The 11904-nt window shown below is 59.5% G+C and carries 11 protein-coding genes; 2 read left to right on the top strand and 9 right to left on the bottom strand.

The window, feature by feature from the left end; all coding sequences use genetic code 11:
- The first annotated feature begins 23 nt into the window (after positions 1 to 23).
- Entirely contained in the window at positions 24 to 410 is a 387-nt protein-coding gene (copC, locus tag ACYVI2_RS26070) for a copper homeostasis periplasmic binding protein CopC (protein WP_415817377.1), read from the top strand.
- An 81-nt stretch (positions 411 to 491) separates the two neighbouring features.
- On the top strand, positions 492 to 1421 hold the full coding sequence (locus ACYVI2_RS26075) for a YihY/virulence factor BrkB family protein (RefSeq protein WP_415817375.1): 930 nt from the start codon (positions 492 to 494) through the stop codon (positions 1419 to 1421).
- A 7-nt stretch (positions 1422 to 1428) separates the two neighbouring features.
- Here ACYVI2_RS26075 and ACYVI2_RS26080 read toward each other — a convergent pair whose 3' ends face one another.
- The 9 genes from ACYVI2_RS26080 to ACYVI2_RS26120 all read right to left on the bottom strand — a co-directional run bounded on the left by ACYVI2_RS26080 (position 1429) and on the right by ACYVI2_RS26120 (position 11889).
- Positions 1429 to 2505 (bottom strand): Ldh family oxidoreductase, encoded by a 1077-nt coding sequence (locus ACYVI2_RS26080; protein ID WP_415817373.1) that lies wholly within the window; start codon positions 2503 to 2505, stop codon positions 1429 to 1431.
- Between the two features lie 114 nt (positions 2506 to 2619).
- Positions 2620 to 4140 carry a mannitol dehydrogenase family protein gene (locus ACYVI2_RS26085; protein WP_415817371.1) on the bottom strand — a complete coding sequence of 507 codons (1521 nt, stop codon included), beginning with the start codon at positions 4138 to 4140 and terminating at the stop codon, positions 2620 to 2622.
- Complete coding sequence (gene manD, locus ACYVI2_RS26090) at positions 4140 to 5351, bottom strand: D-mannonate dehydratase ManD (RefSeq protein ID WP_415817369.1); 1212 nt, start codon at positions 5349 to 5351, stop codon at positions 4140 to 4142. Before manD ends, ACYVI2_RS26085 begins: the two co-directional genes overlap by 1 nt.
- A 66-nt stretch (positions 5352 to 5417) precedes the next feature.
- Positions 5418 to 6938, bottom strand: coding sequence for a UxaA family hydrolase (locus ACYVI2_RS26095; RefSeq protein ID WP_415817752.1), 1521 nt, complete (start codon positions 6936 to 6938; stop codon positions 5418 to 5420).
- 35 nt (positions 6939 to 6973) lie between these two features.
- The gene (locus ACYVI2_RS26100; RefSeq protein WP_415817367.1) at positions 6974 to 8380 is read right to left on the bottom strand and encodes a TRAP transporter large permease; all 1407 of its coding nucleotides are present in this window, start codon (positions 8378 to 8380) and stop codon (positions 6974 to 6976) included.
- A 21-nt stretch (positions 8381 to 8401) separates the two neighbouring features.
- Entirely contained in the window at positions 8402 to 9037 is a 636-nt protein-coding gene (locus ACYVI2_RS26105) for a TRAP transporter small permease (protein ID WP_415817365.1), read from the bottom strand.
- Between the two features lie 72 nt (positions 9038 to 9109).
- Entirely contained in the window at positions 9110 to 10084 is a 975-nt protein-coding gene (locus ACYVI2_RS26110) for a sialic acid TRAP transporter substrate-binding protein SiaP (protein WP_415817363.1), read from the bottom strand.
- Between the two features lie 72 nt (positions 10085 to 10156).
- On the bottom strand, positions 10157 to 11188 hold the full coding sequence (locus tag ACYVI2_RS26115; protein ID WP_415817361.1) for an L-idonate 5-dehydrogenase: 1032 nt from the start codon (positions 11186 to 11188) through the stop codon (positions 10157 to 10159).
- On the bottom strand, positions 11185 to 11889 hold the full coding sequence (locus ACYVI2_RS26120; protein ID WP_415817359.1) for a FadR/GntR family transcriptional regulator: 705 nt from the start codon (positions 11887 to 11889) through the stop codon (positions 11185 to 11187). The genes ACYVI2_RS26115 and ACYVI2_RS26120 overlap by 4 nt, the downstream gene beginning before the upstream one ends.
- Between the last annotated feature and the right edge of the window lie 15 nt (positions 11890 to 11904).

An 11904-nucleotide genomic window follows, 5' to 3' on the forward strand; every position in this document is an offset into this window, starting at 1 on the left:
ACCTCAATGCAACTGGAGTTTCCATGTACATTTCCCGCCTTGCAGCACAGCTCGCGATGGCAGCCGCCGGCACACTATTTGCTACCGCTGCGATTGCGCAACCCGAGCTGTTGTCTTCTACACCGAAAGACAAATCAGAAGGAGCGGCGCCGACCGCTATTGAACTGAAGTTCTCCGAAACTCTGGCGACGCAGTCGTCGGCAGCAAGCTTGACCATGACGAGCATGCCGGGCATGGCGAACCATGGCGAAATGAAGATGAAAATCAGCGTGGCGGGTGCCGGCGACGGCAAGACAATGGTCATCACACCCGCCAGTAAGTTGAGTGCAGGCACGTATCGAGTGGACTGGCGTGCCGTCTCGTCGGACGCGCTCCCTGCTGTCGGGAAAATGACTTTTCAAGTGAAGTAAGTGATCAGCACGGGGGGATTTGTAACATCACGGGAACGCCCCCTACAATGCAGACACTCTGACTGCATTCCGCCGCACGCCATGCCTATCCCTGCCCGTCTGCTGAAATTACTGCGTCCCTCGGAGATCTATGGACTGCTTGTCGAATCAGGCAAGCAGTGGTCCAAACACCGCGCATCGAGCAAGGGCGCCGCACTATCGCTGTATATGGTGTTTTCGCTGGCGCCGATGTTGATTCTGGTGATTGCGGTGGCGGGCGTATTTTTCGGCGAGGAAGCCGTCCGCTCGGAGCTCTTTGCGCAAGTCCACGACATGATAGGGACACGCGGAGCCGAGGTGATCCAGACTGTGCTGGCCAGCGCCCACGAGTCGGGCGGGGGCTGGATCGCGGCGCTGCTGTCCATTGCGATTCTCGTATTCAGCGCGACGACCGCATTTGCGGAACTGCAGGCCAGCCTGGATGAGCTGTGGGACGCGACCAAGAACCGCAAATCGGGTCTGCAAGGCATGGTTCGCAGCCGGATGGTGTCTTTTGGGCTGGTGCTGGTGCTGGCGATGTTTTTGCTGCTGTCGCTGATGATGAACGCGGCGCTGGGCGGGGCCAAGGCGTATTACGGCGATCTGTGGACGAACTCGGTTTTCGCGACGGTGGCCGAATGGATGTCGAATCTGTTTTCCTTTGCAGTGGTGGCAGCGCTGTTTGCTGTGGTGTACAAGCTGCTGCCCAGCATCAATATCCCCTGGCGTGACGTTATCCCTGGTGCGATTGTGACCGCCGGCCTGTTTCTGATCGGTAAGTGGGGGATAGGCCTTTACTTGGGCCGTGGCGGCGCAGTATCTGCGTATGGCGCTGCAGGGTCGATGATTGCGCTGTTGTTGTGGATTTATTATTCCGCGCAGATTTTCTTTTTTGGCGCGGTATTCACACGCCAATTTGCCGAGCGATTCGGCAGCAGGCAGGCCGAGGAAGTCATTGCCGAGGCCCCAGGCGACGACCCCGGGACGGTGTAGTCGATAGTCATGCCGCATCAGCGACTGTGGGTGGCGACAGATGTAACCGATCACTCCATTGCATAAACTCCCGCCATAGCCCGGGCTCGATGGGAATGCCATCATGCAGACGCTGCGCTTGGGCCGACTGCTCGGGGTCGCCGGGCATGCGAGGCTGGCCCGGTTGCGCCGCGAGCTCTTGCGCCATTTGAGCAACCACAGCGCCCAACATAGGGCCGCCGGCAAAACGCGCAGGGTCTATCACGATAAAGAACGCCCCCAATCGGCGAGCCACGTCCAACTGTTCGTACATCGGTGAGATATGCGGACCGAATGGATTGCCGTTCAATGGTCCACACAGCAGTTCGATCATCAACGCGAGGCCGTAGCCCTTGTACCCTTGTTGCGGGCCGCCTAGCGGGCGTAATGCACGAGCTAACTGAGGGTCGGTGGCTTCGTTGCCATCTACATCAAAGGCCATACCCGGCGGGAGTTCATGGCCCTCGCGACGAGCGTTCATCACTCGGTTCCAAGGGATAGCGGTCGAGGCCATGTCCAAGCATACTGGGGCAGCATTGTGGCGAGGTACCGCCACGGAAATGGGATTGGTGCCTAAAAATGGGACATAGCCGCCAAAAGGCGCTGCGATGGAATCAGAGTGCGTAAACGCAAGGCCGATCAGGCCAGCCTCGGCAGCGGCACGGCTGTAGAGACCGACGGCACCGCAATGAGACGAGTCGCTGACGCCTACCGCAGCGATGCCTGTTTCTCGTGCCAGGTCCATGGCCAGTGCATTGGCGCGATGCGCGACGACAATACCCAAGCCTTGGCCGCCATGCACTTGTGCCGTGGCGGGGCCGCTCTGCACGACGCGGATGTCCGGGCGCGGCAGGATGGAGCCATGCGCCAGGCGATTCAGATAATGCGGCAAACGCGCGATACCGTGAGAATCTATACCCCATAGACTGGTCTGGACCAGGCTATCTGCCACACAGGCCGCGTCGGTCTCGGAAACGTCCATGGCCAGCAGACAGTCTCGCCCCCATTCCCGCAGCGTGGCGGTGCCGCAATGACGCAATAAATTCGATGTGTCGTCCGTAGTCATATCCACGCTCATCCCATCAGAAAAAACCGACCGCCCGACAAACCGCGGCGGTCGATAGAAACACGGCGGATCCATCGCCAGACAACGGGAGCCTCTCGTACCTCGGCACGGTGCTCACACTGCCTGTCGCGCCGCAGCGCGCACGCCCTGTTGTCTCAATACCGCCGCATGGCGCGCCACCTCGATAATGAGTTCCTCACATCCGGCAAGATCGCCGAAGACCGGTGCATAGCCGATCAATGCACGCGCGCGTTGAATATCGATGTCGCGCTCCTGTTCCACGGATGCGAGGCGGGCTCGCAATTCCTCTGCCAAGGGATCCTGTATCGGATAGGCTTTTCCCTGCTCGTCATGCCCCCGCAAATAATGCATCCAAGCCGCCAATGCCAAAGCCAATCGTTGATAACCGGCTCCTGCATGCATACGGTCGCGCACTGTCCCCAGCAAGCGCTGCGGCAGTTTTTGGGATCCGTCCATGGCGATCTGCTGTGTGCGATGCGGCAACGCAGCGTTGGCAAAGCGCATCAACAGACGCTTGCGTAACGCAGCGAGATCGACGCCGGGCACAGACCGCAGTGTGGGGGCAATTTCCTCTCTGATCAGGGCATCGAGATAGTCATGCAATGCAGGGTCGGCCATCGCCTGACTGACCGTGTCCAGCCCTGCGGATGCCGCCAGATAGGCCAGCGCGGAATGCGGCCCATTGACCATGCGCAGCTTCAGATGCTCGAATGGCGCAGCGTGTTCGACAAAACGGGCGCCACCGGGTTGGTCCCACGCAGGGCGGCCGTTGACGAAGCGATCCTCGATGATCCATTCGAGAAACGGTTCTCCGACCACAGGCCAGGCATCGTCCATCCCCAACCGTGCCGCGATACGCTGACGGTCGGCATCGGTCGTGCGCGGCACAATGCGATCCACCATGGAATTGGGAAAGGTGCAATGCGCGGCGATCCATTCCGCCAGACCAGGATTGCGCAGCCTCGCAAATTCCAGCACCAAGCCGCGTAGCGTATCGCCGTTAGAAGGCAGGTTATCGCATGAGAGCAAGGTAACCGGCGGCAAACCGACATCGCGACGGCGTGCGAGACCATGCACCAGCATGCCGATGGCGCTGCGTGGCGTCTCGCTGTCAGCCAAGTCGTGAGCGATATCCGGATCGTCGCGACGCAAACGTCCCGTGGCGGGCTCGTGACAATAGCCCTTTTCGGTCACGGTGAGGCTGACGATACGGGTGCCGGGATGCGCAATCTGTGCCAGTACGGCGCCTGGGTCCTCAGTTGCCACCAACACACGCAGAACCGAACCTACGATGGATAACGTCTCGCGCGATGCGCCGCCGGCATCCGTGTCGCGCAGTGACAGCGTATAAAAGCCGTCTTGCGGCAACAAAGCGTCGCGCGTATCGGGACTGCGCAACGATACGCCAATAATTCCCCAGCGCAGATCACCAGTGGCCCCGAGCGCCATGTCGGTGACAGGCGCCTGATGGGCACGGTGAAATGCACCGATGCCCAGGTGAACAATACCTGGCAGCAACTGTGCTCGGTCGTAACCTGGGCGCCCAATATCAGCGGGTAAGTGAGCCAAGCTGCTGGCCCCCAGCCGCTGAGTCTCAGAGCGGGAAGACCTCATCACCAGTTCCACAACGTACCGTCGTGCGCCTGACGATTCACCGGCAGATACGCACGCTGATACGGATACTTCGCTGCAAGCTTTTCATCGATATCCACGCCATGCCCCGGCGCATCGCCCGGATACATCATGCCGTCGGCAAAGGAATAGGCATGGGGAAAGACCGCATCAGTCTCGTCGGTATGACGCATGTATTCCTGGATCCCGAAATTAGGCACCCACAGATCAAAATGCAGCGCAGCGCCCATGCACGCTGGCGACAAGTCTGTCGCGCCATGGCATCCGGTGCGTACCTGATACAGCGATGCCAGATCAGCGATCCGGCGCAGATGCGTGATGCCTCCCGCGTGGACCACGGTGGTGCGGATATAGTCGATCAATTGATTCTGGATGAGGTCTTTGCAGTCCCATACGGTGTTGAATATCTCGCCCACCGCCAATGGCGTCACGGTGTGCTGGCGGATCAACCGGAACGCTTCTTGATTCTCGGCAGGGGTGGCGTCCTCCATCCAGAACAGCCGATAAGGCTCCAGCGACTTGCCCAAGCGCCCTGCCTCGATGGGCGTCAGGCGGTGGTGGACGTCGTGCAGCAGATGCGTGTCCCAGCCCACGGCATCGCGCACGCGTGCAAACAGTTTAGGGGCGTGGTCCAGATATTTCTCGGTAGACCAGTCGTGCTCGGATGGCAGATCTGCATCGGCGGGCTCGTAAAACATACGTCCACGACCTACGCCGTAGACCGCATTCAGGCCAGGCACGCCGCTTTGCGCCCGGATGGCGCGGTAGCCCATGTCGCGATAGCGCAACACCTCGTCAACCGTTTCGTCGATGTCGCGCCCATTGGCGTGGCCGTATACCATGACACCGGTGCGGCTCTTGCCGCCCAGCAGTTGATAGAGCGGCATGCCAGCGGCCTTGGCCTTGATATCCCACAGCGCCGTATCGACTGCCGCGATGGCCGACATGGTGACCGGCCCGCGCCGCCAATAGGCGCCGCGATACAGGAACTGCCAGATGTCCTCGATCTGATGAGCATCGCGGCCGATCAAGCAGGGTATGACATGATCGGTCAGGTAACTGGCCACCGCTAATTCGCGGCCATTCAGCGTCGCATCGCCGATGCCGGTGAGGCCCTCGTCGGTTTCTATTTTCAGGGTAACGAAGTTGCGTCCAGGACTGCACACGATGACACGTGCGTTGCTGATCTTCATCCGAAGCTCCGAGAAACAGGTATCCGCGCGCGTCAAGGCGCGGCAAAATCAAATCGACCGGGATCGCTACATCACAGCGCCCAATTGCCAGGGCACGAACTCATTCTGTCCATAACCGTGGATTTCGCTCTTGCTGCGCCGGCCCGAAGCCGTGTCCAGCATCAACTGAAAAATTCGCTCGCCCATGGCTTGCACATCGCTATCGCCGTCGACGACCTCACCACAGTTGATGTCGATGTCATCCTCCTGACGCCGCCACAATTCGGTATTGGTCGAGAGCTTTAATGAGGGCGACGGTGCACAGCCATAGGCCGAGCCACGGCCTGTCGTGAAGCAGATCAGGTTCGCGCCACCTGCGACTTGCCCAGTCGCAGACACGGGGTCGTAGCCCGGCGTATCCATAAACACCAGCCCCCGTGCCGTGACGGGCTGCGCGTATTCATAGACATCCACCAAATTGGTCGTGCCGCTTTTGGCAATGGCGCCTAGAGATTTTTCCAGGATAGTCGTCAAGCCGCCGGCCTTGTTCCCTGCCGACGGGTTGTTATCCATCTCGGCGTCATTGCGGGAACAGTAATCTTCCCACCAGCGCAGTCGCGCGAGCAGCTTGTCGGCCACGGCGGCAGACACGGCGCGGCGCGTCAGCAGATGTTCGCCGCCATAGATTTCCGGCGTCTCGGACAGGATGGCAGAGCCACCATGGCGCACCAGCAAGTCCACCGCCGCCCCGAGCGCCGGATTTGCACTGATCCCCGAATAGCCGTCTGACCCGCCACATTGCAGGCCTATGGTCAGATGACTGGCCGACACGGGTTGACGTTGCACGCGATTCGTTTCCTCCAGCATCTGTTCGATCAGCTCGATGCCACGTGCTACCGTACGTCGAGTGCCTCCGGTGCCTTGGATGCTGAAGGTATGCAGCCGGCCGCTTTCCCGCAGATGTTCCTGTTCCATCAGGCCTTCGATCTGATTGGTTTCGCAGCCGAGGCCCACTACCATCAACGCACCGAAATTGGCATGACGCGCGTAACCGCCCAAGGTACGACGCAATACCCGCAAGGGTTCTCCGTCGCTGCCAGTGGCACACCCCGCGCCATGCGTCAACGCTACGACGCCATCGACATTGGGATAGGCAGACAAGGCCTCCGGATGGATGTCGCGCCGAAAATGATCGGCGATGGCGCGCGCCACCGTGGCAGAGCAATTCACCGACGTCAGCACGCCGATGTAGTTGCGCGTAGCCACACGTCCGTCGGCGCGGACGATGCCGTCAAACGTGGCGGACTGCGCCACGTAGTCCGTCTCATGAGCATCCTGTCCCACAGCATAGTCGCGCTCGAAATCGGAGAACGCCAGATTATGCGTATGCACATGTTGACCCGGCGCAATGTCTTGCCGCGCAATGCCGATGACCTGGTTATAGCGGCGCACGGGCTGCCCCGCAGCAATCGCGCGCACTGCGACCTTATGCCCGGGCGGAATCAACCCGGCCACGGTGATGCCCTCGGTCGGCAACGTTGTACCGCCTACCAATTGACGGCGCGCAATCACGACATTATCAGCGGCATGAATACGAATAATTGGAATATCGCCGGCCCGCGCGCCGGCTTGTGCTGCGTGACTCACTTACCACCTCCGACCAGATCGGGTAACCACATGCTGACACTGGGAATATAAGTAATGACAATCAGGGCGATGAACAGCGGCACGAGCCATGGCAAGATCGCCATCGTGGTGCGCTCGACGGATAGCTTTGACACCCGCGCCAAGACAAATAGCACCATCCCCAGTGGCGGATGCAGCAGGCCTATCATCAGGTTCAGCGTCATCACCAATCCAAAGTGGATGGGATCGATGCCCAGCTTCAACACCAGGGGCAGCAGAATCGGCACCAGAATGGTGATCGCCGCAATGGTATCGATGAAGCAGCCCACCACCAGGATCAACAGGTTCGCCAACAGCAGGAATACCCATTTGTTATGGGTCACCGCCAGAATGGCGTCGGTCAGGGTCTGCGCGGCCTGGGTCGTGGTCAACAGCCAGGCGAACACCGATGCCGCCGTCACGATGAACAGCACCGATGCCGTGGTCTCAATGGTGTCGAAGGTAGCCTTGGCCAAGGTACGCAGACTCATCGAGCGATAACGCACCAAGCCCAGGAACAAGGCCCAGATCACCGCGGCAACGGCCGCCTCAGTGGGCGTGAACCACCCCATCGTCATGCCGCCAATCAAGATCACCGGCGCCATCAGTGCCATCACTGCAGAAAAATCGAAATACCAGTCGACCGCCAGCAATGCGGCGAAGGCAATCAACGTGGCGGTATTGGCGGAGACGCCAAATTGGGTCATTACCCAAATACTGAACGGGAATGCCAACACCACCAACACCTCGAGGGACGCGCCAGCGAGCCGTTTCCAATCAAAGGCCACGTCGCCGCCCCAATTGTTCTTGCGTGCGAAATACGCGACGGTGAACATCATCAGCAGCGTCAACACGACACCGGGAACAATGCCTGCCAGAAACAACGAGCCAATAGACACGTTGGCCATCATGCCGTAGATCACGAATGGCAAGGACGGCGGCAAGATCGGGCCCAACGTCGCCGAGGCAGCGGTGACGCCTACCGCAAATTCCGTCTCATAGCCATGGTCCTTCATGGCTTTGATCTCGATGGTGCCCAGCCCTGCGGCATCGGCGATCGCGGTGCCCGACATGCCAGCAAACACCACCGAGCCGATGATATTCACCTGCCCCAATCCGCCTCGCATCCACCCTACCAGCGCCACGGCAAAGTTATAAATGCGGCCTGTAATCCCGGCGATATTCATCAAGTTGCCGGCCAGGATAAAAAACGGTACCGCCAGCAACGGAAACGATTCGACGCCAGCGATCATGCGCTGCGCGATCACCACGTCGGGCACGCTGCCAGACCACAGCAGAAACAATAAGGACGCACCGGCCATAGACACGGCTACCGGCACGCCAAAGATCATCAATAACAGAAAGGTTCCGATCAGAATTCCCATACTGGCTCCTTGGGCGTCAGGTCAGTCCAGACTTTGATAAGCGGCGGGGTTATCCAGCGACGAATATCCCTGGCGCCAGTTCTGCACGCTGACTTGTATGGAGCGCACAAACATCATCACGAAGCCAGCCTCGGCCAGCCAGTATGCATAGCTCTTGTCCCACGAGATAGTGGTCATCGGCTCTACGCCAACCAGATCGATATAGTTGTATACGAGCCAGACTGCGTAGCCGAAAAACACCGTCCGCACGATATCGATCACCGTGGACAGCACGCGTGCCACGGCTTTGGGCAGGTACCGGTAAAGAAAGTCCACCTGAATATGACGGCAAGCGCGCACGCACATGGCCGATCCGAGGAAAACGACTCCTATCAGGGCATAGACGGCGAGCTCTTCGGTCCACGCATATGAATCGTTCATTACATAGCGCGTAAAGAATTGCAGAAAAACCAGGCCGCCCATAATCCAGAACAGGATCAAACAGAGCCAGTCTTCGAACGCGTAATGTGAGAGATCGACTTTCTGATTCTGGTCGGCTTCTTCGAAGCTGTGGACAATCGATTCGACGGACGATTCATGATGTGTCGTTGCGACACGTTCGCCGTCGTTGCGGTATTGAGCCATGACGCTCGGGCCGGCTCCTGTATTGACGTGCATGCTTTCCCTCTGTCGGTTATGTACCTGTGGCGTGTACCAACCGGGGCCAATTACGACCCCGTCAGTGGGCGATTACTTGACTGCCTGGATAGCTTCCCAATCGGCTTTCTCGTAGCCGTATTGCTCGAACGGCACTTTCTTGAGCACGGTGTCGCGATAGGCGGCGGTATCGACCTCGGTCACGGTCAACCCTTTTTTGCGGAACACATCGACCAGTTCTTTTTCACGGGCGATGACCTCGAGCGATGCCTTGGCGGCAGCCTCTTGCGCGACCTCGGCAAAGATCTTGCGGTCTTCTTCGGACAGGCTCTTCCACAGTTTTCCGGAAATCACCGTATTCAAGTGATCAACGATATGCCCGGTCAGGATGATGTTCTTTTGCACCTCGAAAAATTTCTTGGCTTCGATGGTGGTCAACGGGTTTTCCTGGGCCTCTACCGTGCCGTTCTGCAATGCCAGATAGACCTCGGCAAAGGCGATGGGCGACGTATTCACCCCGCATGCGCGCGGCATGGCCAAGTAGGCCGGCACATCAGGCACGCGCATTTTCAGGCCCTTCATTTCCTCGCAACTGGAGAAAGGACGATTGGAGGTGGAATGGCGCGTGCCGTAATACGTGGTCGCCACAATGTGGTTGCGGCTCTTTTCCTCGTAGCCTTTGGTCAGCGTCTTGTAGATATCGCTCTTGGTGTAGGCCAGCAGATGCTCGGGACTGCGGAAGGTATAGGGATAATACGTCACGCCGATGCGCGGAAAACTCTTGGCGGCAAAGCTGGAACCGGAGATGATCATATCAACCGTACCCAGTGTCAGGCCCTGGTTGATGTCGTTTTCCTTGCCCAGTTGCGAAGCCGGATACACATCGATGTGATAGCGGCCGTTGGTGCGTTTTTCGATTTCCTTGGCCGCCCATACCGAACTGGTGTGGAACGGCTCGGAGGTTTCATACACGTGTGCCCATTTCAGCGTGGTCTGGGCCCATGCGCTACCCGATGCAGCCAGGGCAGCAGCGGCTAGCAATACCTTGAGAGCGTTACCTTGCATCATTATTGTCTCCTCTCTTGCGATTAAGCAGGCGACAGCGGTGTTTTTTATGATTGCCGTTGCCTTTGGTGGTGGTCAGGGTTCACATACGAGTTGCACCTTGGTACTACGCTGGCGGTCGGCCGCCAATTCAAAAGCTTCCACAGCACGATCGAGCGGTAATTGCGCGCTCATCAACGGCCGCACATCGACCCGTCGAGAACGCAAGAACGAAACCGCCCAATCGAATTCGATACCGGCGCGGAATGCACCGACGTAATCCAGTTCGCGCGCCATGATGTTGTTGGCGGGAAAGGCAATCCCCTCGGCGGGCAGCGTGCCCACTTGCACAATGCGGCCACCACGGCGCGTGGCGCGCAGGCAAGTGTCCAGCGCGGCGGGATTACCGGCAGCCTCGATAGAAACATCGGCGATATCCGCCAAAGCGCCAGGATCGGCTTGATCAGACCGAATAGTCTCGTCGGCGCCCACCTGGCTAGCCATCTGCAGCGGACGATCTGCAACGTCCGTCACGATCACATGCGCTGCGCCAGCGAGTCGAGCCGCAATCACGCTCATACAGCCGATGGTGCCGCCGCCTGTGACCAGCACGGTTTTGCCCAATAAGGCGCCGGCGCGATTCACGCCATGCAGGCCGATGGACAGCGGCTCGGCACAGGCCAACTCACCCAACGAGATGTCTTCGTGCACAGGGGTCAACTGCCGCTCGCCCATGACAAAACGCTCGCGGAACATGCCCTGCACATGCGGATAGATGCTGGCGCTGCCCAGGAAACGCATATTGCGGCACAAGTTGTCGCGTCCGGCACGACAGTAATCACACTGCCCACAGGGATGCGACGGATTGATTGCGACCTTCATGCCGGGCTGTACGCGCGTGACCGCATCGCCCACGCGCAGCACGACGCCCGAGGCCTCATGGCCAGGGATCAAGGGCTCGCGAATGACAAAGGCCCCGACACGTCCATGCAGGTAATAGTGCAGGTCGGATCCGCAAATTCCTGCTGCGCCCAGCCGCAACTCGACCTCATGCGGCGCGAGCGCGCGTTCGTCGTCATGCTCCAGACGCAGGTCGCGCGCGCCGTGGATCTTACAGGCCAGGGTCATGTTTTCACCTTGTCGGATGCGGGCGCCCAATTGGCGGTCAGACGATCGTGCGAGCAAGACAGGTGATGCCGCATGGCATCGCGTGCACGTACGGCATCGCCTGCCGCAATGGCATCGACTACCAGGCCGTGTTCCGAAATCGCAGCCTTCCAGCTCGAGGGGTTTTCAAAATAATCGCCGAGCTTGACCGATAACGGGTTGTGGCGTTCGTCGAACAAATCGCCCACCACGCGCAGCAATACGGAGTTGTTGCTGATCTCGGCAATGCGCAAATGAAATAGGCGGTCGCCCTGGATAGGTATCTGTCCGGCCGCGGCCTCTGCCTGCATGGCTTGCAGCGCCTCGCGTAGTCCGGCGACTTGGGCCGGCTGGGCTAATTCGGCAGCCTGGGCAGCCAGTTCGCCCTCGACCAATTGCCTGGCCCGGATGGTTTCCAACGGACTTTCGGCCACGACGCTATCGGCGGCGTGGCTGCTGTGCACATAGATGCCCGAACCCATGCGGACCTCAACCAGGCCTTCCACCTCGAGCGCAATCAACGCCTCGCGTACAGACGGCCGCGATACGCCGAGTTTGATCGCCAGGTCGCGCTCAGGAGGCAGGCGCGCGCCCACCGGGAATTCACCGCCCTGGATCAACAAGCGGATCTGATCTGCGATCTGACGGTATAGACGACGAGGCTCAATAGGCTGAAAGGGCATGACGACCGGTTAGGA

Source organism: Bordetella tumbae (assembly GCF_054780995.1).